The organism is Flavobacterium cauense R2A-7, assembly GCF_000498475.1.
GTDB classification, from domain to species: domain Bacteria; phylum Bacteroidota; class Bacteroidia; order Flavobacteriales; family Flavobacteriaceae; genus Flavobacterium; species Flavobacterium cauense.
This window is the reverse complement of sequence record NZ_AVBI01000019.1, coordinates 56,999-78,997: the sequence shown is the minus strand read 5'-3', so window position 1 is coordinate 78,997 and position 21,999 is coordinate 56,999. Positions and strand designations below refer to the sequence as shown.

The 21,999-nt window shown below is 36.1% G+C and carries 21 protein-coding genes; 12 read left to right on the top strand and 9 right to left on the bottom strand.

The window, feature by feature from the left end; all coding sequences use genetic code 11:
* Window positions 1-60 precede the first annotated feature (60 nt).
* A complete protein-coding gene (locus FCR2A7T_RS10355) occupies window positions 61-822 on the top strand; it encodes a C40 family peptidase (protein WP_035118243.1) in 762 nt (253 codons plus the stop codon).
* A gap of 49 nt (window positions 823-871) precedes the next feature.
* Here FCR2A7T_RS10355 and FCR2A7T_RS10350 read toward each other — a convergent pair whose 3' ends face one another.
* Both FCR2A7T_RS10350 and FCR2A7T_RS10345 read right to left on the bottom strand, forming a co-directional pair.
* Entirely contained in the window at window positions 872-2,167 is a 1,296-nt protein-coding gene (locus tag FCR2A7T_RS10350) for an inorganic phosphate transporter (protein ID WP_023571238.1), read from the bottom strand.
* Between the two features lie 26 nt (window positions 2,168-2,193).
* Window positions 2,194-2,838: a DUF47 domain-containing protein gene (locus tag FCR2A7T_RS10345; protein WP_023571237.1), complete on the bottom strand. Its 645-nt coding sequence runs from the start codon at window positions 2,836-2,838 to the stop codon at window positions 2,194-2,196.
* A gap of 179 nt (window positions 2,839-3,017) precedes the next feature.
* On the opposite strand from FCR2A7T_RS10345, the gene FCR2A7T_RS10340 reads away from it, so the two are divergent.
* The 7 genes from FCR2A7T_RS10340 (at window position 3,018) to FCR2A7T_RS10310 (ending at window position 9,873) form a co-directional block, all read left to right on the top strand.
* Entirely contained in the window at window positions 3,018-4,661 is a 1,644-nt protein-coding gene (locus tag FCR2A7T_RS10340; protein WP_023571236.1) for an acyl-CoA carboxylase subunit beta, read from the top strand.
* A gap of 30 nt (window positions 4,662-4,691) precedes the next feature.
* Window positions 4,692-5,138: a hypothetical protein gene (locus FCR2A7T_RS10335; protein WP_023571235.1), complete on the top strand. Its 447-nt coding sequence runs from the start codon at window positions 4,692-4,694 to the stop codon at window positions 5,136-5,138.
* Between the two features lie 145 nt (window positions 5,139-5,283).
* Window positions 5,284-6,075: a hypothetical protein gene (locus FCR2A7T_RS10330; protein ID WP_023571234.1), complete on the top strand. Its 792-nt coding sequence runs from the start codon at window positions 5,284-5,286 to the stop codon at window positions 6,073-6,075.
* A gap of 1 nt (window position 6,076) precedes the next feature.
* Window positions 6,077-6,967, top strand: a complete 891-nt coding sequence (locus FCR2A7T_RS10325) for a hypothetical protein (protein WP_023571233.1) — start codon at window positions 6,077-6,079, stop codon at window positions 6,965-6,967.
* Window positions 6,968-7,060: 93 nt separating this feature from the next.
* The gene (locus FCR2A7T_RS10320) at window positions 7,061-7,507 is read left to right on the top strand and encodes a hypothetical protein (protein ID WP_035118240.1); all 447 of its coding nucleotides are present in this window, start codon (window positions 7,061-7,063) and stop codon (window positions 7,505-7,507) included.
* A gap of 154 nt (window positions 7,508-7,661) precedes the next feature.
* Window positions 7,662-9,278 carry a M1 family metallopeptidase gene (locus FCR2A7T_RS10315; RefSeq protein ID WP_023571231.1) on the top strand — a complete coding sequence of 539 codons (1,617 nt, stop codon included), beginning with the start codon at window positions 7,662-7,664 and terminating at the stop codon, window positions 9,276-9,278.
* Between the two features lie 172 nt (window positions 9,279-9,450).
* On the top strand, window positions 9,451-9,873 hold the full coding sequence (locus tag FCR2A7T_RS10310; RefSeq protein ID WP_023571230.1) for a DoxX family protein: 423 nt from the start codon (window positions 9,451-9,453) through the stop codon (window positions 9,871-9,873).
* Window positions 9,874-9,967: 94 nt separating this feature from the next.
* On the opposite strand, the gene FCR2A7T_RS10305 is transcribed toward FCR2A7T_RS10310, so the two are convergent.
* Both FCR2A7T_RS10305 and FCR2A7T_RS10300 read right to left on the bottom strand, forming a co-directional pair.
* Window positions 9,968-11,005 (bottom strand): AMP-binding protein, encoded by a 1,038-nt coding sequence (locus FCR2A7T_RS10305; RefSeq protein WP_023571229.1) that lies wholly within the window; start codon window positions 11,003-11,005, stop codon window positions 9,968-9,970.
* Window positions 11,005-11,919, bottom strand: a complete 915-nt coding sequence (locus FCR2A7T_RS10300; RefSeq protein WP_035118238.1) for a CPBP family intramembrane glutamic endopeptidase — start codon at window positions 11,917-11,919, stop codon at window positions 11,005-11,007. Before FCR2A7T_RS10300 ends, FCR2A7T_RS10305 begins: the two co-directional genes overlap by 1 nt.
* 100 nt (window positions 11,920-12,019) lie before the next feature.
* On the opposite strand from FCR2A7T_RS10300, the gene arsC reads away from it, so the two are divergent.
* Together arsC and FCR2A7T_RS10290 are read left to right on the top strand one after the other, a co-directional pair.
* Entirely contained in the window at window positions 12,020-12,361 is a 342-nt protein-coding gene (gene arsC, locus FCR2A7T_RS10295) for an arsenate reductase (glutaredoxin) (RefSeq protein WP_023571227.1), read from the top strand.
* 95 nt (window positions 12,362-12,456) lie between these two features.
* Entirely contained in the window at window positions 12,457-14,937 is a 2,481-nt protein-coding gene (locus tag FCR2A7T_RS10290; RefSeq protein WP_023571226.1) for an outer membrane beta-barrel family protein, read from the top strand.
* Window positions 14,938-15,173: 236 nt separating this feature from the next.
* On the opposite strand, the gene FCR2A7T_RS15215 is transcribed toward FCR2A7T_RS10290, so the two are convergent.
* On the bottom strand, window positions 15,174-15,335 hold the full coding sequence (locus FCR2A7T_RS15215; RefSeq protein ID WP_023571225.1) for a hypothetical protein: 162 nt from the start codon (window positions 15,333-15,335) through the stop codon (window positions 15,174-15,176).
* Between the two features lie 135 nt (window positions 15,336-15,470).
* Between FCR2A7T_RS15215 and fumC the strand changes: the two genes are divergently transcribed.
* Window positions 15,471-16,853, top strand: a complete 1,383-nt coding sequence (gene fumC, locus FCR2A7T_RS10280; RefSeq protein WP_023571224.1) for a class II fumarate hydratase — start codon at window positions 15,471-15,473, stop codon at window positions 16,851-16,853.
* An 87-nt stretch (window positions 16,854-16,940) separates the two neighbouring features.
* Here fumC and FCR2A7T_RS10275 read toward each other — a convergent pair whose 3' ends face one another.
* The 3 genes from FCR2A7T_RS10275 to corA are packed head-to-tail and all read right to left on the bottom strand — an operon-like array spanning window position 16,941 to window position 19,647.
* Window positions 16,941-17,807: a tetratricopeptide repeat protein gene (locus FCR2A7T_RS10275; RefSeq protein ID WP_023571223.1), complete on the bottom strand. Its 867-nt coding sequence runs from the start codon at window positions 17,805-17,807 to the stop codon at window positions 16,941-16,943.
* A 48-nt stretch (window positions 17,808-17,855) separates the two neighbouring features.
* Window positions 17,856-18,551, bottom strand: a complete 696-nt coding sequence (locus tag FCR2A7T_RS10270) for a DUF1003 domain-containing protein (RefSeq protein WP_023571222.1) — start codon at window positions 18,549-18,551, stop codon at window positions 17,856-17,858.
* Between the two features lie 13 nt (window positions 18,552-18,564).
* On the bottom strand, window positions 18,565-19,647 hold the full coding sequence (corA, locus tag FCR2A7T_RS10265; RefSeq protein WP_035118500.1) for a magnesium/cobalt transporter CorA: 1,083 nt from the start codon (window positions 19,645-19,647) through the stop codon (window positions 18,565-18,567).
* 70 nt (window positions 19,648-19,717) lie between these two features.
* Here corA and hutI point away from each other — a divergent pair, with 70 nt between their 5' ends.
* Window positions 19,718-20,953, top strand: a complete 1,236-nt coding sequence (gene hutI, locus FCR2A7T_RS10260) for an imidazolonepropionase (protein WP_023571220.1) — start codon at window positions 19,718-19,720, stop codon at window positions 20,951-20,953.
* A gap of 124 nt (window positions 20,954-21,077) precedes the next feature.
* Here hutI and FCR2A7T_RS10255 read toward each other — a convergent pair whose 3' ends face one another.
* Entirely contained in the window at window positions 21,078-21,953 is an 876-nt protein-coding gene (locus tag FCR2A7T_RS10255) for a hypothetical protein (RefSeq protein ID WP_023571219.1), read from the bottom strand.
* Window positions 21,954-21,999 lie beyond the last annotated feature (46 nt).

Below are 21,999 nucleotides of genomic sequence, written 5' to 3'. Positions count from 1 at the left end.
TTATGAATTGATGAAATTTATAATTCATAACTCATAATTTTTAACTCATAATTCTTCCAAATGTTTGCTATTTGTAATCTAGCCATAGTTCCATTACGTGCCGAACCAAGTGACAGAAGCGAATTAGTTTCCCAGGTACTCTTTGGAGAACATTTCAAAATTCTGGAACAAAATGATAAATGGTCCAGGATACAATTGGCTTTTGATAATTACGAAGGCTGGATTGACAACAAACAATTTCAGGTAATTTCGGAAACCAATTATAATTCCCTATCAAATTCTGCTTCGATAATGAGTGCTGATTTGGTGGAATACATCACTACCCCAAACAATTCCCTTTTACCTATTACCATTGGAAGCTCACTTTCTTTTTTGGATAATTCTGAAATTAACACCTCACAATTTTCCTTTGAAGGATTAAAAGTCTGTGGCATCAAACATAAATCGGAATTGATAAAAACCGCTTTTATGTATCTGAACGCTCCTTACCTATGGGGCGGAAAAACACCATTCGGTATCGATTGTTCAGGTTTTACACAAATGGTTTACAAATTGAATGGATATTCGATTTTACGCGATGCTTCACAGCAGGCAACACAAGGAGAAGCACTAAGTTTCATTGAAGAAAGCGAGCCCGGTGATTTAGCTTTTTTCGACAACGAAGAAGGACGAATCACACACGTAGGTATGATTATGGAAGACAATTACATCATTCATGCACACGGAAAAGTACGCATTGACCGATTGGATCATTTGGGAATCTACAATATTGATACCGGAAGACATACACACAAACTTCGGGTCATTAAAAAAATAGTATAAAAAACCACGCTAAAAGCGTGGTTTTTTTTTATATCAATGAATCTTTATTTTAAATAAAAATATTCATAATGTAATATACAATCGCAGCAATTAAAGCTGAAACAGGAATGGTAAGCACCCATGCCCACAACAAGCTAACCGTTACTCCCCAACGAACAGCAGAAACCCTTTTGGTTACTCCTACTCCAATAATAGAACCTGTAATGGTATGTGTAGTGGAAACTGGAATTTTAAAATGCTCAGTCATAAACAACGTTAATGCACCGGCAGATTCTGCCACAACTCCTTCAAAAGCATTTACTTTTGTAATTTTAGAACCCATTGTTTTCACAATTTTCCATCCACCACTTAATGTTCCCGCAGCAATAGCTCCGTAACAGGCTAACGGAATCCAACCCGGCATGTGCCCCTCAGTCTTGATACCGTCTTTTTCAGAAGGTAAAATTACATGTAACCAATCCGGCATCGAATCAACGGTCACCCCGCTTGTATGAATGTAAACCGCTACAGCAGCAGCAATAATACCCATTACTTTTTGCGAATCGTTACCTCCATGTCCTAAACTGAAAGAAGCAGAGGATAACAATTGCATTTTTTTAAGGATAGCTTCCGATTTAGCTGTTGAAAAACTACTGAAAACAAGGTTAAAAATTGCAATACTGAAAAATATGAACGCTACCAGAAACCATTTTATATTAGAAGGTTCAGTAAGTACACTCAGGAAATGACTTTCAAATCTTGGTTTTTTGATATCTTCATATCCAACCAATAATGTAGACATCAGCCAAACAGCCAACAACATCAAAACAACAGTTACAATTTTCGGATAAATATTCTTTTTGGAAGAATACATTAACCATAAGGAGATAAAATAAGAAATCAACATCCCTAATAACGGTGCCAATACAATGAATGCAATAACCACCAAAACACCAGACGGTAATGAACCATCCGATCCAGGTTTATACCAGTTTACCACATTAAAGCCCGCATGTGCAATAGCTGCACCAGCAAAACCTCCGATTAAAGTATGGGATGAAGAAGATGGAATTCCTTTCCACCATGTAATTAAATTCCAAATAATAGCTGCAATAACTCCGGAAAGGATTACAACCAAATCAATATTTTCTGTCTTAGCGGTTTTTGCTACCGTATCGGCAACTCCAAAACCAAAAACCCAATAAGCAAGAAAATTAAAAAATGCAGCCCAAAGTACAGCCTGAAAAGGCGTAAGAACTTTGGTAGCAACTATAGTCGCAATTGAATTAGCCGCATCGTGAAAACCATTAATATAGTCAAAAACAAGCGCTAATACAATGATTAGTATTAATAATGTAAAATCCATAGATTACTTTCTAAATTGAAAAGAAATTAAGAATGCTTAACAACAATTGATTCTAAAACATTCGCAACTCCTTTACATTTATCAGTTGCTGTTTCTAACGAAGATAAAACCTCCTTGTATTTGATTACGTTTTTAGCATCCGTTTCGTTTTCGAAAATATCGGCAACCGCTTTATCGAATACGTTGTCTGCTTTGCTTTCCAATTTATTGATACGCTTACAGGCATCAGTAATCGATTTAAGATTCTTAAGATCTTTAAGTTCAAGAACTGCTTTACTGATTAGCTGACAAGCTTCAAGATTAATTTCAGTTAATTTACGAATAGATTTAGTAATTTTTTCAACCTGATACAAACGCATTCTGCTGGCCGCTTCATGCATATAATCTGCAACATCATCCATTGATTTAATTAAAGCATGAATGTCTTCTCTATCAAATGGCGTAATGAAGTTTCTGCTCAATTCAAGATGCGTTTTATGAGTAATTTCCTCAATATTAGCTTCTAACTCTTCAATTTTCTTGTAATAATTCTCTCTTTCGTTTTTAGGAGCGTTTACTGCTTCGTGAAGTGTTTCGGCTAGCAATGTTAAGTTAGCAGCTGCCTGTTCGAATAAAGGAAAAAACTTTTTGTCTTTTGGTACCAAAAATTGGAAAATACTGTTTATTGACATTGTATGTGAATTTATTGCCGCAAAAGTATCGGTGCAATGTTAAGTTAATGTTAAGTTAACAACAATTCATTTTTAAATAAGAGCCTTAAAATTGTACTAAAATCTTTGTTTCAAAGAACAAAAAGGTTTTGTATTTTAGCCAACCAAAATTACACTATTACAGCTAAAACAACAACATAATGGATATTAACTTCAACAAAAACGAAGATCATAACAAACTTTTACTTTCCGATATGAAACAACGCCTTGCCAAAGTAAAATTGGGCGGTGGCGAAAAACGAATCGCAAAACTTCATTCCGAAGGCAAAATGACGGCTCGTGAACGTATCGAATATTTATTGGATAAAGGTGCAAAAAGCATAGAAATAGGCGCTTTTGTTGGCGAAGGAATGTACAAAGAACACGGGGGCTGTCCTTCAGGAGGTGTTGTAGTTAAAATTGGATACATTAACGGAAAACAATGCATAGTGGTAGCAAATGATGCCACAGTAAAAGCCGGAGCCTGGTTTCCAATTACGGCCAAGAAAAATCTTCGCGCTCAGGAAATTGCAATGGAAAACAGATTACCTATTATTTATCTGGTAGACAGTGCCGGAGTTTATCTTCCGATGCAGGACGAAATTTTCCCCGATAAAGAACACTTCGGACGTATCTTCCGCAATAATGCCATCATGAGCAGTATGGGAATCACCCAAATCGCTGCCGTAATGGGAAGTTGCGTAGCTGGTGGTGCTTATTTACCGATTATGAGTGATGAAGCACTTATTGTAGATAAAACCGGAAGTATTTTCCTTGCCGGAAGTTATCTGGTGAAAGCCGCTATCGGTGAAACAATCGATAATGAAACATTAGGTGGAGCCACTACACACTGCGAAATTTCAGGAGTTACCGATTATAAAGCCAAAGACGATAAAGATGCGTTGGATACTATCCGAAACATCGTTGGCAAAATTGGTGATTACGACAAAGCCGGGTACAACCGAATTAAAGCGGAAAAACCAGCCTTAGACGAAAACGAAATCTTCGGAATCCTTCCAAAATCCAGAGCAGAACAATACGATATGATGGAAATAATTAAACGCTTGGTAGACAATTCTGAAGTAGACGAATACAAAGCCGGTTACGGGCAATCCATCATTACGGCTTATGCCAGAATCGATGGTTGGGCAGTAGGAATTGTAGCTAACCAACGTAAAATCGTAAAAACAACCGGCGCTAAAACCAAGCCAAGCGAAATGCAGTTTGGTGGTGTAATTTATTCGGATTCAGCTGATAAAGCTACCCGTTTTATTGCAAATTGCAACCAGAAGAAAATACCTTTAGTGTTCGTTCACGATGTAACCGGATTTATGGTTGGATCAAAATCGGAACATGGCGGAATCATTAAAGACGGTGCCAAAATGGTAAATGCCGTAGCCAATTCGGTAGTACCTAAATTTACCGTGGTAGTCGGAAATTCATACGGCGCAGGAAATTATGCCATGTGCGGAAAAGCATACGACCCGCGTTTAATTTTTGCATGGCCAAGTGCTGAATTAGCGGTAATGGGTGGCGCTCAGGCCGCTAAAGTATTATTACAAATCGAAGAATCTTCCATGAAAGCCCGTGGAGAAGAAATTACGCCGGAAAAAGAAACCGAATTGTTCAATAAAATCAAATCACGATACGACGAACAGGTTTCTCCTTATTATGCCGCTTCCCGTCTGTGGACGGATGCCATCATTAATCCGTTAGATACCCGAAAATGGATTTCCATGGGAATTGAAGCCGCTAACCACGCCCCTATTGAAAAACCTTTTAATTTGGGTGTAATTCAGGTATAACAATCTTAAAACACGAATACTTATATTAAAATGAAGAAAAAAACATTACTTTTTTTAGGCGCTGTTCTTCTAAGTTCCTTTGCTGTAAATGCTCAAGAAGTAGAAATTGTTAAAGACAAAATACTTTTAGACGGTAAGCAGTTTTTGAAATATGAAAAAATAAACATCTCCAATCATTCGTTTTTCAACATGAACGATGAGGAAATTTTGAACTACAGAAGTTTTGACAACGAAACACCTAAATATGTAGATGATGATTATTATGCTTTGAATTTCATAAACGAAAAAACAAAAGTAGAATCTACCGATTTCAGCAGAATTATGGCTTTTATGAACAGTCGAAAAAGTTGTGAAAAACTGATAAAATGGATGTTGAAAGACAAAGTTTTAAACACAGACGGCACAATAAACCCTGAAAAACTGGAAGTTTTTGTTCAAAAATATGACGAAAAGGTAACAGAAAGAACCATGAGATAATCACTTTGTAATTTTACAATAAAACCAAGAAATAGCACCTGACAGTTCTAAGATTGTCAGGTGTTTTTTTTTATAACAGGTATTTTATTGTAAGTTTTTTTATATATTAGTCAGCCCTACTTTTTCAATATTTGATTGCTTAATCATGAACCGACTTTTACTTATTTTATTACTGTTTAATCTAAATTCGTTAATCGCCCAGAAAGGCGATTCGATTACTCAAAAGTTGTATCAGGATTATAAATTCGAAAAAGATTCGTTGTTTTTTTTTAATGGAATTACTTCCAATGAATTTAGTGCTATCATTATTCCAAAAAAAATTGAACGCCAGTATTCTTACCATGTTTTTACCGAACAAAATGACGGGAGTTACAATAAACTGCTGCATTGGTCTGTTCCAATTAAGATTTTCTTAGACAAATCAATACCTGAAACCATAAGGGAAGATTTCAAACAATTTGTGATGTTTTTACCTAAAATTGAAAGGTTATCCGTTTCAATAGTTGGAAACAAAAATGACGCCAATTATTATATTGTTCCGGTATCCAGACCTATAAATCCTACAGAAGATGATTTTTTTAAGGGAATAACAAGTGTAACAATGGCTGATGATTCCGAAAAGCTCTATTTCGGAAGATTGACCTTCAATCCAAATCAGTTCAACAATCCAGTAATTTTAATGACAAGATTGAAACAGTTTTTCTTTTCATCTTTAGGGAATTTCAATTTTTCCAGAAGTCTTAACCAAAACAGCTTGCTGGCTCTTAACTACATGGATACTCGAACGATTTCAAAATACGATTACATGCTTTTATTTTATCACTATTCACTTTACAATAAAAATCCGATTGGATATCCGGAATATAAAAAACTAATGCAAAAAATAAATACCACAACTTTTACCAATCTTAACGGTAGAATCAATATAAAACTGTAAAATGAAACATGTAGTTACCATTCTTATCTGCCTTTTTTGTCTGAATGCAACTTTTGCGCAGCATCACAACACTAAAAACTCAAAATCAAACCATGAGCAATCCAAAAGTTACATCATGATTGATGATTATAGAGAAGTCTATAAAAAATCCCCCGATTTAAAAGATTCTGCAAATTATATGGTCGTTCAGGGGGATACATTAATCGCGATAAGCAGCGGTAAAAAAAGAAGCATCCCATTTGAATATAAAGATGAAAATTTCTTAAATATTTATAAAACAGTTGCATTCAACGGCAATTATAAAAACAAAGACGGGAAATCATATTTGAAATATTGGAAAACGGGTTTGAAAATATATTTTTCTGAAAGTGTTTCGTCTTCCACTCAAAAATCATTAAAAAAGTTTGCGAAGGAGATTTCCGAAGGAGTTGATTCATTAAATATTTCTTTCGTTAACGACATTAACAAAGCCAATTACATCATTTATTTCAATGGCGACTTCGAATACAATCCCAATTTGGAAAAATCGGATGCCGAATACTACATCAATTGGAATGGCAAAAATCAAATCACCAAAGGGTTTATTAAACTAAACAGAACGGTTTACTTTAATGAAACTTTGATAAATGAAAAAATGCAACAGCTCTTTCTTGAATCTCTGGGGTATTTCAAAACAACTAACAAACTAAATTGCAATAGCTTTTTTTCAAATTGTAATGACAGTGAAAAAAAATTCGGTGCACTTGATAAAGAAATTTTAAAATATCATTATTCTTATGGTATTTGCAAGGGAATTGACGAAGAAACATTTGATAGTCTTCACGAAAAAGCAAAAAATCATAAAAAAAACCACCCCGAAATACCTTATTCGGTGGTTCACATTGAACAATAACCTTACTCTATCATGACAAAAAAACAATTACTGGTCTTAGTACTATTCGTATCATCGTTATCTGTTTTTGCTCAAAATAAAATTGAAAACCTAATGATACACTGGCCCGAAGAATACAAGTGGAAAATAGGGACCAATCAGGAAGATGAAACCGTTCACTTTATGGAATTGGTTCCAGAAAAAGAAAGCATTGATAATTGGACAATTATCGGAACCATGATGTCTTTAAAAAACGTCACCGGTATGCCAATGGACAAAGCAATGAATCTTTTCTTTGATCAAACCAAAACCAATGCGCCCGAGGCAAAATTAACCGTTATTGAGAAAAACGAAACCGATAAAAATCATTGGATATTGTTTAAAGTGGAAGTCGAAAAATATCTGGACGATCCTAAACCGGAATCTCAGCTTTATTACATTATTCAGGGCGAATCTTCGTTATATGTTAATCTTGTTGGGATAAAAGAGAAAAAAATATCGAAGCCTTTTGAAACCAAGTGGAGCGCTATTTTCAAAGGAAGTAAAATTATGTTTCAGTAACGAATACTTTTTGAAAAACAAAAATCTTTTAGTCGCAATTTTCTTCGATATTCTTTAAACACTAGCCTACAAAGTCTTTTATTTATAAACGACTTTCGTAACAAAACAACAAAATCGGCTACCTATAGAACACAGCGATTTTAACTTTACTATTATGAAAACACTACTATACATTTCGTTACTTCTTTTAGGTTTACAACAAGTATCGGCACAGCATTTTACACGAAAAGATACACTTCAGGGCGGTTTACGTCATGAACGCACAAGTTATGATGTGCAGCGCTATGATTTAAACATCAAAATCAATCCCGAAGAAAAAACCATCGTTGGTTATAACGACATCACGTTTAAAATTGCAGAACCAACCAAGAAAATTCAGATTGACTTGTTCGACAATATGAGTGTAGACAGTATTGTTTTCAATAAAAAACCACTACAATACAAAAGAGACCATCATGCCGTTTTTGTAAGTTTTAACGAAATGATGCAACCCGGAAAAGAAGGCAAAATCCGTTTTTATTACTCCGGAAAACCATTGATTGCCCGAAATGCGCCTTGGGATGGTGGCTTTGTATTTAAAAAGGATTCACAAGGAAAACCCTGGATTGGAGTGGCAGTGCAAGGAACTGGTGCCAGTTTATGGTATCCGGTAAAAGATTCCCAAAGCGATGAACCGGATTTTGGATCTTCTGTAAAAGTGGCGGTGCCAAACGGACTTATGAATGTTTCCAACGGAAGGTTTTTAGGATTGGAAGACTTAAAAAACGGGTATACCCGTTGGGATTGGGAAGTTAAAAGTCCGATTAACACCTATGATATTACGGTAAACATTGCCGATTACGTTCATATTCACGACAATTACAAAGGATTAGACCTGGATTATTATGTTTTGCGTGCCAATGAAGAAAAGGCAAAAAAACATTTTGAAGCCGATGTAAAACCCATGATGGAATGCTTTCAATCAAAATTCGGAACTTATCCGTTCACCGAAGACGGTTATAAATTGGTGGAAACGCCTTATTTAGGGATGGAGCATCAAAGTGCCGTGGCCTACGGAAACAAGTATCTTAAAGGTTATTTGGGTAACGATTTAAGTTTTACCGGAGTGGGACTCGCTTTTGATTACATCACAATTCACGAAACCGGTCACGAATGGTTCGGCAACAGTGTTACGTCCAAAGATATTGCCGATATGTGGATTCACGAAGGTTTTACGACCTATTCGGAAACGGTTTTCATCGAATGTACGCAAGGGTATGAAAATGCTATGAAGTACATTAACGGACAAAGCATGAATGTTCGAAACGATAAACCCATTATTGGAATTTACGGTGTAAACAATGAAGGTTCCGGCGACATGTATTACAAAGGTTCTTTAATGCTGAATACCTTACGTCATGTAATTAATGATGATCCGAAATGGTGGGCCTTGATTTTGAAATATTCTGAAACCTACCGTCATAAAATTATTGATACCGAAACGGTTGTGGAGTTCTTCAATAAAGAAAGCGGTATGAACCTTACGCCTATTTTCAACCAGTATTTACGTTATAAAGATATTCCGGTTCTTGAAGTACGTCAAGTTAAAAAGAATGTAGAAGTACGCTGGAAAACCGATGTGACAAATTTTGAAATGCCGGTTGAATACACAATAAAAGAAAAATCTGCCCGAATTAAAGTTACTAACGACTGGCGGAAACTTTCTGAAAAAACCAATATAAACGAAGTGAATTTCAACAATAAAAAAATGTTTTTCAGTATTTTAAAATAGCATAACTCACTGTAAAACTGTTTTTTACACATATTTCGATTACCAAATAAAACAAAATGTAGTATTTGTATGTTCAAATCACATTTTGTCGATTTTTAAATTGCTTTTAACGAAAAAATTACGTTATGTGTTTCGTTATTAATAATTTAGGGTAAACCAAATAAGAAATGCCATGGATACTGTAAAAAACTTAAACAAATGGGCAAATGCACACACAAGCTATCCCATTGACGTATTACGAATTGCTCTTGGGATTTTTTTAATTACAAAAGGCGTTTCGTTTATCACCAACAAACAATACCTTCATGAGATTTTGAATTCAATGCAAAATTTCGGAAGTGAAATGTTACTGATTCATTACATTGCCGCTGCGCACATGATGGGAGGCATTATGATTGCATTCGGATTACTGACCCGATGGTCCATTTGGGCACAATTACCAATTCTGTTCGGAGCTGTGGCTGTGAATTTTATCGGAGAATTTAATACTGTGAATTTTATTCTGTCGTCTATTACATTAATTGTTTGTGTATTCTTCCTTTTCTATGGAAGCGGAAAACACTCTGCCGATTATTATTTTAAAATGCAGCAATAAAGCGAAAACAACTTCTTTCTATACATAACCACAAAGATTGCTTAACCTTCGTCGTATGGGCGATGTGAACTGAAAAAGCGACTTTGTGGTTTTTTTATGCGATTGAATCAGCACGCTTTATTTTCCCGGTTTCCGTTTCTGAAAATTTCGGAACAAACAAAACTTCTTTCGGTTTTTCATATTTATCCAAAGTATCGAAAACCGAATTTTCAATTGTATACGGTTCACTTTCAATAACCAAAATCAATTTTTCTCCCAAAGTGGTATCCGGTTTTCCGATAACAAAAAAACGGTGCGGAATTTTACCCGAAAGCTTCTCCTCTATTTTCTCGGGAAACAGCTTCACGCCTCCACTGTTAATCACATTATCAAAACGCCCAAGCCAAATAAATCTGTTTCCTTCAAGTATTTCAACCACATCGTTTGTAGTGATTTTTTCATCAGAAAGTCGCGGTGCTTCAATCACCAGACAATTTCTGTTATCAGTAGTAATTTCAATACCGGGCAAAACCGAAAAAGCATTGTCCTGTACTTTTTTGGCCGCAATATGCGTTATGGTTTCGGTCATTCCATACGTTTCATAAACTTCCGTTGAAAGTTGTTTTAATGCGTCTGCTAAAGTAGAATTCAGTTTTGCACCACCAATAATTACCTTTTTAATACGATACAACTCTGTTAAAGATTTTTCCACCTGAAGCGGTACCATTGCAGCAAAATCATAGGTTTTGGCAGTTCCGTCAAGCGGATGGTTGTTCGGCTTAACCAAATCCAGATCCCAACCTAAAACCAATGCGCGTATCAACATCATTTTTCCGGCTATATATTGGGTTGGCAAACAATGCAGTGCTTTACAATTTGCTTTTACATTGAAAAACTCAGCCGTAGCCAATGCTGAATTTACCATAGCGTTTTTCTGCAACCGAATGGTTTTAGGAGTTCCTGTTGTTCCTGAAGTGGTTAATTCGACATAATTATTCTCGTCAAACCATTCCAAAATAAATTTTGCCAATTGTTGTTTGTATTCTTCTTCAGAACTTTTTATTTCATTGGCAAACACACACAATTCATCCTTCCCGAAGTGATTTCCATTCAACTTAAAATCAGAATGTACAGTTAAATAATTTACTTTCATTAGTTGCCAATCGTTTCAATTTCTGTCCCGGCAGTAAGCTTTCCGAAAAGTTTTTCTTTCCAATTCGTCCATCCGTATTTTTTTGAAAAAACAAATAACAGTATCGGGAAAATTATAAAAACCGGAACTACGACATCAAAACCCGCTGTAGGTTCTGAAATATCTTTTAACACCGAATTTGTTTGAAAAGCTGTCCAATCCGCGGTAACTAAAAGTGCTCCTACTAAATTATTGGCGGCATGAAAACCCAATGCAAGTTCCAAACCTTCGTCCATCAGCGTTAAGATTCCTAAAAAGAAACCCGTTCCGATGTAATAAATCATAATTACCATGCCCAATTTACCTACTTCAGGATTGGCAATATGCATCAATCCAAACAAAATTGAAGACGTTAAAAACGGAATCAGCCTACTGTTAGTCAGAACTCCCAATCCCTGCATTAAATAACCACGGAAAAAATATTCCTCAAAACTGGTTTGCAACGGAATTAGGATAATTGCCAAAACGAGAAATGTGAAAAACGGTACGGGTTCAAAATTGATTACAAAATTTTCCGGTGCCGAAAAATAAGCGACAGCGGTTAATACCGAAGTAATCAAAGCCCATAAACCAAAAGAGAAAAAAACACGGCTCCAGTCGACTTTCTTGCGCGAAGTGGTAAAACTTCTGAGACTTTGTCTGTTGATGAATTTTACCCAAAACAACAATCCCAAACACATTAACGACAGCGGAATAATTACTATAACAAACGTAATATTAGTTCCCCATTCCGCAATCATCTGGTTCATAATAACCTCAGTACTCATGTCTTGTGTCATGATAAAATTGGAGGCCATTAATAAAAAGAATCCCAACAAAACAGGAAGATACAAAATGAAATTAAAGTCTTTGGTTTTTACTTGTTCAATAAACATGAGCGAAATTTTAGTAATTGGTGCCGTTGCAATGCAATTTGTTACATCGAAGTTACTTCATTTTTCAAATTATATCGGTTACTTTTGCTAAAAAAATAAAATGATTACAATCTATCACAACCCAAGATGCACCAAATCAAGAGAAGGTGTTTGTTTATTGGAAGAAAAAGGTCTGACATTCGAAACTATTAAATATCTTGACGAGACATTAACCAAAAGTGAGTTAATTTCGATTATTGAAAAACTAAACATCAAACCAATTGAACTGGTACGAACCAAAGAAACGGTTTGGAAAGAAAATTTCAAGGACAAAGAACTGTCTGACGATGAAGTGATTGCAATAATGCTTCAAAACCCGATTCTTATCGAAAGACCCATCATTATAAACGGAGATAAAGCTGTAATCGGCCGTCCGACAGAGAAAATCTTAGAGATTATTTAGAATAATTAAACATTTGTTTTAACAAACATTTGTGAATTCAGGCTTAAACCAAGGATTAATTTTGCAGTCTTAAAAGGCAAACAAAATAATAATTCATGAAAAAGCTTCATTCGGTAATAACATTTTTATTACTGGTCACTACACTCTTTTCATTTGCACAGCAAAAGCAGCAAACTGCAAAAGTAAAAGTAACTGGAAAAGTAATTGAGAAATCAACGAATCAGCCACTGGAATACGCCAGTATTTATGCTCAAAACACTAAAAACGCTTCTATCGTTTCTGGTGGAATGACAGACGCTAAAGGAGAATTCACTTTCGATGTTCCTGCTGGTGTTTACTATATTAAAGTAGAATTCTTAGGCTTTAAAACCGTAGAATTCAAAGACAAGGCAATCAATTCCAACACCAATTTGGGAACCATTGCAGTAGCAGAAGATTCTAAACAATTGGATGAAGTTGTTATTGTAGCCGAAAAATCTACAGTCGACATTAAATTAGACAAAAAAGTATACAACGTTGGTAAAGATATGACTGTAAAAGGTGGAACTGCCAGCGATGTTTTGGACAATGTTCCTTCCGTTTCAGTAGATGCCGATGGTAATGTTAGTTTAAGAGGCAACGAAAGTGTTCGTATTCTAATCGATGGAAAACCGTCCGGTATGATTGGCGTTAACGTAGCACAAGCCTTGAAACAACTTCCCGCTGATGCCGTTGAAAAAGTTGAAGTAATCACCAATCCGTCAGCGCGTTACGACGCAGAAGGTGGAGGAGGTATCGTGAATATCATCCTTAAAAAAGGAAAAGCACAGGGTTTAAACGGAAGCGTAACCGGAACTGTTGGTTATTACAAAAACAATAACATCAACGGAAATGTGAACTTCCGAGGTGAAAACTTTAATCTTTTCACCAGTATTGGTTACAACAATAGTGAAAGCCCGGGAAATTATACCCGAAATTCCGAATACACCAATCCTTCTCCGGGTTCACCGAAATACATCGATGAAAAAAGAGAAAACGAAAGACAACGCGAAGGCCACAACGCCAATTTCGGAATGGAATGGTTTTTAAACAAATCGACTTCATGGACAAACTCTTTGTCTTTTTCCAAAAATGACGGTGCCAACCCGGAAGATGTAAATTTCTACAACTACGATGAAAACAGAAATTTATTGAGTATTAAAAACCGATTCAATAATCAGACAAACAACAGCCGTAATTTCAACTACTCGTCAAATCTGACGAAAAACTTCAAAAAAGACGGCCACAAACTAACCGCGGACATCTCATTTTCAACCAATTACGACAATGATATTTCCACAATTTCTGAAACAACACTTAACAGTGGAAGCCTCCCAATCATTTCAGGAACCCTGAATAACCAAAAACAAAACAGAAGCCTTTTCCAAACCGATTATGTTTTACCTATTGGAAAAGGACAATTTGAAGCCGGTTACCGAGGCGATTTCTCCGAAACACTGACAGATTACAAAGTAGAAGAAAATATTGATCCGAACACAAACGCTGGAACAATTAATCCACTATTTACCAACAACTTACAATACAAAGAAAAAGTAAACGCATTGTATACACAATACGGAAACAAAGTGGGTAAGTTCAGCTATTTGTTGGGAATGCGTTTTGAAGATACCAACGTCGATGTTAACCTATTAACAACAAGCGATTTTAACAACAAACGCTATAACAACTTTTTTCCAAGTGCTTTTTTAACTTACGAAATTGCCGAAAAAAGCAGTGTTAGTGTAAATTACAGCAAAAGAATTAACCGTCCGAGAGGCCGCTTCCTGAATCCGTTTTCAAATTACTCGAGTAACCTGAGCTATTTCAAAGGAAATCCGGACATCAATCCATCGTTCACCGATGCTTTCGATATCGGTTTCATGAAACAATGGAGCAAACTGACATTCAATACTTCTGCCTACTTTAACAGTACCAAAAATTCGTTTCAGTTCATTCAGCGTGAATCCGGAACATTTGTTGACGGTACTCCGGTAATCGAAAGTACGCCAATTAACTTAGCAACAGAATACAGAACCGGTTTTGAATTCACGTTAAATTACACCCCATACAAATGGTGGAGATTAAACGGAAACTTCAACATGTTCCGAAATGAAACCCAAGGAGATTACAAATACACCAATTATTTAGGTAATGAAGTGGTTCAGAATTTCGATAACGTAGCATTCTCATGGTTTGCCCGCGTGAGCTCCAAAATTTCATTGCCTTATGGAATTGACTGGCAAACCAATGCAACCTACAACGCGCCACAAAAAAATGCACAGGGTAAAAGTTTAGGAATTGCCTCTGCCAATCTAGCCTTCAGTAAAGATGTACTGAAAGATAAAGGTACCATTTCGTTAAACGTTAATGATGTTTTCAATTCCAGAAAAAGAATTTTCGACAGCAACCTGCCGCAAGCCATAACGCATACAGAAATGCAGTGGAGACAACGTCAGATTAACTTGTCGTTCACGTACCGTTTCAACAAAAAGAAAACCGAAAAAGAACGTCCGGTGAAAAACGGCGGTGATAACGGTGATGATTACATCGGAGGATAATTTTTAACTTGGAAGAATTGGGAGCTAATGGCTTGGGAACTATCAGCCGTCCATGTTCCCGTTTTCTGCTCTATCTTTTTCATCTTTTCCCGCTTTTGTGACGGGAAAAGATAAAAAAGGATGCCACTCCACCCAGGGCTAAAGACATAAACCATATTCCTTTTGGAAACAAAAAAGCATAAAAAAAGTCCCGAAATGTCGGGACTTTTTTATTTCGAAGAAAAACGACTTTGCGCTTACTCTTGTGCTCTTTCTGCTCTTTTCTCTTTGAATCTTTCCCAAAGTGCTCCACCAACCCAGTAAAACACGAAGTTTACCAAGAATAGCATAAGCCAAAATCCTGTTAAGAAAATACCTAAGAAAAGTAAAAAGCCTAAATACTGTTGAAATTCAAACATGTTTTCCGGAATTTTATGAATTCTTGCCAAATATACGGGTAAAATTCAGCATGAACAATACTTATCTTAAATTTATTTTAACGGTAATGATTAAACGATTGATATTCACTAATTTTAAGGAAAATTACCATCGTTATGCACTTTAGAATTGAAAAAGATACCATGGGTGAAGTACGTGTTCCGTCAGAAAAATACTGGGGTGCACAAACCGAACGTTCCCGAAACAACTTCAAAATTGGTGAACCGGCCTCCATGCCCAAAGAAATTATCGAAGCTTTTGCCTATTTAAAAAAAGCAGCCGCTTACACCAATTGCGAGTTGGGCAGTTTATCAACAGAAAAACGAGAGGCAATTGCTCAGGTTTGCGAAGAAATTTTACAAGGAAAACTCAACGATAATTTTCCGCTGGTAATTTGGCAAACCGGTTCGGGCACGCAAAGTAACATGAACGTGAATGAAGTTATTGCCAATCGCGCTCAGGTTTTAGCTGGTAAGGAAATTGGCGAAGAATCCTTCATCAAAGCCAACGATGATGTGAACAAATCGCAATCGTCCAACGACACCTTCCCTACTGCCATGCACATTGCGGCTTATAAAATCATCATTGAAACTACGATTCCCGGTATTGAACAACTTCGTGATACACTGCAATCAAAAGCAGAAGCCTTTAAAAATGTGGTTAAAATTGGGAGAACCCATTTGATGGATGCGACTCCGCTTACACTCGGTCAGGAAATTTCCGGTTATGTTTCCCAATTGAATCATGGCTTGAAGGCTTTAAAAAACACGCTTTCCCATTTATCCGAACTGGCGCTTGGCGGAACTGCCGTAGGAACGGGTTTAAATGCTCCAAATGGCTATGATGTAAAAGTAGCCGAATACATTGCGAAATTCACCAATCTTCCGTTTAAAACCGCAGAAAATAAGTTTGAAGCCTTAGCCGCACACGATGCTATGGTGGAAACTCATGGTGCATTAAAACAACTCGCCGTTTCCCTGAATAAAATTGCGAATGATATCCGAATGATGGCTTCAGGTCCGCGCAGTGGTATCGGAGAAATTCTGATTCCGGAAAACGAACCCGGTTCTTCCATTATGCCCGGAAAAGTAAACCCTACACAATGCGAAGCCTTAACCATGGTTTGCGCACAGGTTATGGGAAATGACGTTGCTATTACCATTGGCGCCACACAAGGGCATTACGAACTAAACGTTTTTAAACCTATGATTGCAGCCAACTTTTTACAATCGGCAAGACTATTGGGCGATGCCTGTGTTTCCTTTAACGAACATTGCGCCAAAGGTATAGAACCGAATTACAACAGAATTAAAGAACTGGTCGATAATTCCCTGATGTTGGTTACCGCTTTAAATACTAAAATCGGGTATTACAAAGCGGCGGAAATTGCACAAACCGCTCATAAAAACGGGACAACTTTAAAAGAGGAAGCCATCCGTTTAGGCTATGTTTCTGCAGAAGATTTCGATACTTGGGTAAAACCGGAAGACATGGTGTAAAGCGCTACAGAGGTGAATTTCCGCTCACATAATTTCAAAAAATTCCAAACGCAGCCATTGCATAAAATCGCGATTAGTGGCCGGATTTTAATTTAGTTTAATATCGTTATTCTCTGCAATTTTTCTGAAAAGGTCTTCTTTATTTTCTTGCTTTAATTTTTGATACATAATTTTTATGAGTTGTTCAGAATCTTTTATGTAGTCTGACTTTTCATTTGTATAAATTCTGTGTGCGATAAATATATTATTCAGAGCTCTTTCGTAATCATCTGTCAAGAAATAATTTTTCCCTGCACCGAAATATCCTTCAGCATCTTTTGGATGATATTTTTTAAGCTTTTCATAGTATTCAATTACCGTTTTAAAATCAGATTTTAAAGAATAAACAACAGCAATATTCATCAATGCAAAGTTGCCCTCGGGATAAATTTCGAGTGATTTTTTATAATATTTTATTGCCTTGTCATACTCTTTCAATTGTCTGTAACAAACTGCTAAATCATCATAAGCTAAAACAAATTTAGGATCACTTTTTATTGACATCAATAAACCTTCAATTGCTAATTCATATTTGTTGGCATCCATCAAATCTTTGGCAATTATATAAGCATTTTGAGCATTTTCATTTTGTGATTTCAAATAAAAAAGCGTCTTTTTTTCCTCGGATTTTTGTTCTCTTAAATTATCACAAGTTTCCGGTAAAATATCATTGATTTTTCGGAATAGACTTTTAATTCCGTCAACCGTATTCATTGCTTCCCGGTTTTTAATGTCTTTTTCGCTAAAAACGACTTCAGTCATCGATTTTGTTATGCAATCTCGATGAACATCATCAGTTATTTTAGATTTTGTTTCTAAACATTCGCAGGCTTTTTCAGCAATTTTTTCCTCTAACGTTTGTGATTTTGCATTATGAAAATTAATTATACAGATAAAAAATAGTATTTTTCTCATTTAAATTTTATTGTTTTTTTGGAGCTTTTATATCAATATTACCGCTGACTATTTCTTTTCGATTCTGTTAATGATATCATTCATCATGTCAATCTGAACTTTCTGAAGTTCGATTAACGATTGCTCCTGATGCATAATCAAATGATCGATTTTCTCGTGTAACATTCTGATTTCGAGTTCCGATTTCAAATTGACCATATAATCGTTTTTCGAACGTTGACGGTCTTTTTCTTCCTGTCGGTTCTGACTCATCATAATTACCGGTGCCTGCAAAGCCGCAATACAGGAAAGAATCAGGTTCAGAAGAATAAACGGATACGGATCAAATCCTTTATTCATCAGAATAAAAGCGTTTAGGCAAATCCAAACAACCAGGAAAAACATGAAAGAAATGATGAATGTCCAGCTTCCGCCAAACTCGGCTACTTTATCGGCTACACGTTGTCCGAATGTAATTTGTGAAGCATCATCTTCATATTGAGGTAATACCGATTGTTTATTTTTTAACGACTTAATTACGGTCTTTTCCAGTTCGTTCAATTCGCTGGCTTCCTTAAGCAGAAAACCGGAAATGTATTTCTCACGGAAATAATTCAGTTCGCTTATCGAAAGTAAACTGTCTAAATTAAACTCCGGATGTTCTTTTTTAATACTGTCGAAAATCGATTTACGAATCATTTTTCCGTAAACGCAATCGGCCATCGGGAATTCCTGTCCTGAAATATCACTGACAAATGTTTTCATACTTCTGTTGTATTTAGAACCATTTTTTCTTTTTGAAATACACAATCATGCCTACAACCAAAAGAAACATTCCGGCCAAAACTTCAAAATAACCATATTTCCAATGCAATTCAGGCATATTGTCGAAATTCATTCCGTAAATTCCAACAATAAAAGTCAGCGGAATAAACACGACCGAAACTACCGTAAGGGTTTTCATGATTTCGTTCATACGCTGACTTTGCGCCGAAAAATGAAAATGGGAAGCACTATCCAGGGAATTCAAGTCATAATCAATCTGCTCCAAAAGTTCCAAACATTTCTGATGCAATCGGGCGAAAAAAGTATAATTGGCACTTTCAATTCCGTCGTATTCATTGTCGTCCTGAAAGCTTTTTAAACTAAATAAAGCATCCCGCAACGGCACAATGGCACGCTTTAAAAAGTTCAGATTCTCGCGGTTATTTTCAATTCGAATCAAAACATCCTGACGGTGATTGGTTTTAGATTCAATCATTAAAGCCTCAATACGGTCTTCATAATTTTCAATGGTGATGTAAAAGTTTTCCATCACGGCATCCAGCATCAGGTATAACAAATAATCGTTTTTCTTTCGGCATACGATTCCGGCATTGGAACGGATTCTTTCCCGAATGTGTGTAAAGAAATCGCTCTTTTTTTCCTGAAACGAAACCAGAAGATTCTCTTTTAATATAAAACTGATTTGTTCTACCCGAATACTGTCCAGATTTTCATCCGGTAAAATCGACTTGATATTAAAAAACAAAGTATCATGGAGTTCTTCCATTTTGGTACGACGGGTGGTGTTTAGAATATCACCAATGATATAAGGTTCAATATCAATCAAATCACCTATCTCTTTTATCAATTCCACATTATGCAATCCGTGCACATTCAGCCACTTTACTTTATCTTCCTGAAATTTATCATTGAGCTCTTTTTCAACTTTAGGCAATGGTACTTTATGGTATTCCTCAAAGTGGTTTTCGGCATAAACAAAGAGCTGCATTTCTACAGGATCCGTTTTGTAAATTCCGGTATATTCGTAAAAATTGGGTTGTATTTTACGTACTTTCTTGTATTTAATCTTTCTCAAAACCGAATAATTTGTCATAAAGATAGGAGTTTTTAAAATTCCATTTTACATTTACCAAAAAATTCATGTAATGAAAATCCTAATCAAAAATATAAAGGAACTTTTACAGGTTCGCGAAAATACGATTGCCAAAGTTTCCGGAGCAGAAATGGCCATTTTACCTAAAATTGACAACGCTTTTTTGATCATTGAAAACAACATGATTGCCGATTTTGGAACGATGATCGACTGTCCGGATACTGCTTTCGACCAAGTTATTGATGCCGCCGGAAAAACGGTACTTCCAACGTGGGTTGACAGTCATACGCACATTGTATATGCCGGTAACCGCGAACAGGAATTTGTGGACCGCATAAACGGCCTGAGTTATGAAGAAATTGCCAATCGTGGCGGAGGCATCTTAAATTCGGCAAAAAAACTCAATGCCACTTCCGAAGAAGAAATTTACAACCAGTCGAAAGTACGTTTGGAAGAAGTCATGCAACAAGGAACCGGTGCTGTGGAAATCAAATCGGGTTATGGTTTAACGGTGGAAGGCGAATTAAAAATGCTTCGTGTAATTAAAAAATTAGCCGAAAATTATCCGATAAAAATCAAAGCTACTTTTTTAGGCGCACATGCTTTTCCGGTGGAATACAAAGAAAATCATTCAGCTTACATCGATTTGATTATCAATGAAATGTTACCTAAAATCGCCGAAGAAAAATTAGCCGATTATATCGATGCTTTTTTAGAAACCGGTTATTTCTCTGTCGAAGAAACCGAACGTATTATGGAAGCGGGAAAACAATTCGGCCTGACCGCAAAAATTCACGTGAATCAGTTTACGGCTATTAACGGTATTGCAGCCTGCGTGAAACATGAGGCACTTTCAGTAGATCATTTGGAAATTGTAACCGACGAAGATATTGAGATTTTAAAAGGAAGTAAAACCATGCCGGTTGCCCTGCCAAGTTGTTCTTATTTCATCAGTATTCCATACACTCCGGCACGTAAAATGATTGCTGCGGGATTACCATTGGCCCTGGCAACCGATTTCAATCCGGGAACCACACCTTCAGGAAACATGAATTTTGTAGTAGCAACCGCCTGCATCAAAATGAAAATGACACCCGAAGAAGCCATCAACGCTGCAACCATCAACGGCGCGTATGCAATAGGAATTTCTGAAACCCATGGCAGTATTACCAAAGGAAAATCAGCGAGTATGATTATTACGAAACCGCTTACCTCCTATTATCAGCTTCCGTATGCCTTTGGCAGTAATCTGATTGATCAGGTGATTATTGAAGGAAAATTGATTTAAATTTAATTTGATTGAATCAACCGCAGATTTGCAGATTAAAAAATAAAAAATCTGCGAATCTGCAGTAAAACAACAAAAAAGGCTGCTAGAAATAGCAGCCTTTAATTTTATTAAGATAAGTAAATTATCGCAAGGTAAAACTTGTTTTGGAAACCAATTCGCCTTTATCGAAAATATTTACAAAGTAAGTACCGCCTTCGATGTCCTTAACCGGTAAATCCTGTGCAACCTGAACCGTTTTGTTTTCATATTTAACCGTTTTCTCAAAACTGTAGGTTAACGTTTTGTCGCCGAAAGATTCTGTTTTCTTGTCGCCTAAAACGTTGTTTTTACTGTCGATTACCTGAACATGGTAGGTTTTGTCTCCGGATTTTGCAATCTGATTTTCAGCAATCATAAAACTGATTTTTAAAACATCAGCTCTGCTTGCTTTGTCGGTATCGATTTGTTTTCCTGATCTTCTTTGTTTAACCGCCATAGTTTGCAAATTCAAAACCGATAATTTCGAACCTTTTTCAACTGTTTTTACAAGATCATCATTTTTAGCAACCAATGTATCACGAACTTTACGCGTATCTTCTAATACAACTTGCGTACTGTCACGCTGAGTTGTTAAAGTAGCGTTTTGTTTTTTCAATGCATTGTTTTCTTTCATCAGATTGTCCATTTCACGTTTTAAACGCAAATAGTCATTTTTGAATTTTGCCATTGAAGCCACATCACCCTGTGATTTTTCTAATTCGGCTTTTAATTGTACTAATTTTTCTCTTTCGGCAGACAATTCATCGGAAAGCGACGTATTTTCGGCAATTGCTTCGTCATATTTTGCAATTGACGCTTGTAATTCTTCACTTAATTTTTCCTTATCTGTCATTAATTTGTTTTCAGACGTCTGATTATCAGTACTCATTTTGTACATATAACCCAAACTTCCCAATAACAACAATGCTAAGACAATAATAATTGCTTTTAGACTAGAATTACTTTTTTGATTTTCCATGGTATATAGTTTTTTTCAAATTTAATTTTTTTTTATTTAAACCCAA

Coding starts and splice junctions, on each gene's coding strand:
- FCR2A7T_RS10355 (WP_035118243.1), top strand. CDS start 61: ATGTTTGCTATTTGTAATCTAGCCATAGTTCCATTACGTGCCGAACCA.
- FCR2A7T_RS10350 (WP_023571238.1), bottom strand. CDS start 2,167: ATGGATTTTACATTATTAATACTAATCATTGTATTAGCGCTTGTTTTT.
- FCR2A7T_RS10345 (WP_023571237.1), bottom strand. CDS start 2,838: ATGTCAATAAACAGTATTTTCCAATTTTTGGTACCAAAAGACAAAAAG.
- FCR2A7T_RS10340 (WP_023571236.1), top strand. CDS start 3,018: ATGGATATTAACTTCAACAAAAACGAAGATCATAACAAACTTTTACTT.
- FCR2A7T_RS10335 (WP_023571235.1), top strand. CDS start 4,692: ATGAAGAAAAAAACATTACTTTTTTTAGGCGCTGTTCTTCTAAGTTCC.
- FCR2A7T_RS10330 (WP_023571234.1), top strand. CDS start 5,284: ATGAACCGACTTTTACTTATTTTATTACTGTTTAATCTAAATTCGTTA.
- FCR2A7T_RS10325 (WP_023571233.1), top strand. CDS start 6,077: ATGAAACATGTAGTTACCATTCTTATCTGCCTTTTTTGTCTGAATGCA.
- FCR2A7T_RS10320 (WP_035118240.1), top strand. CDS start 7,061: ATGATACACTGGCCCGAAGAATACAAGTGGAAAATAGGGACCAATCAG.
- FCR2A7T_RS10315 (WP_023571231.1), top strand. CDS start 7,662: ATGAAAACACTACTATACATTTCGTTACTTCTTTTAGGTTTACAACAA.
- FCR2A7T_RS10310 (WP_023571230.1), top strand. CDS start 9,451: ATGGATACTGTAAAAAACTTAAACAAATGGGCAAATGCACACACAAGC.
- FCR2A7T_RS10305 (WP_023571229.1), bottom strand. CDS start 11,005: ATGAAAGTAAATTATTTAACTGTACATTCTGATTTTAAGTTGAATGGA.
- FCR2A7T_RS10300 (WP_035118238.1), bottom strand. CDS start 11,919: ATGTTTATTGAACAAGTAAAAACCAAAGACTTTAATTTCATTTTGTAT.
- arsC (WP_023571227.1), top strand. CDS start 12,020: ATGATTACAATCTATCACAACCCAAGATGCACCAAATCAAGAGAAGGT.
- FCR2A7T_RS10290 (WP_023571226.1), top strand. CDS start 12,457: ATGAAAAAGCTTCATTCGGTAATAACATTTTTATTACTGGTCACTACA.
- FCR2A7T_RS15215 (WP_023571225.1), bottom strand. CDS start 15,335: ATGTTTGAATTTCAACAGTATTTAGGCTTTTTACTTTTCTTAGGTATT.
- fumC (WP_023571224.1), top strand. CDS start 15,471: ATGCACTTTAGAATTGAAAAAGATACCATGGGTGAAGTACGTGTTCCG.
- FCR2A7T_RS10275 (WP_023571223.1), bottom strand. CDS start 17,807: ATGAGAAAAATACTATTTTTTATCTGTATAATTAATTTTCATAATGCA.
- FCR2A7T_RS10270 (WP_023571222.1), bottom strand. CDS start 18,551: ATGAAAACATTTGTCAGTGATATTTCAGGACAGGAATTCCCGATGGCC.
- hutI (WP_023571220.1), top strand. CDS start 19,718: ATGAAAATCCTAATCAAAAATATAAAGGAACTTTTACAGGTTCGCGAA.
- FCR2A7T_RS10255 (WP_023571219.1), bottom strand. CDS start 21,953: ATGGAAAATCAAAAAAGTAATTCTAGTCTAAAAGCAATTATTATTGTC.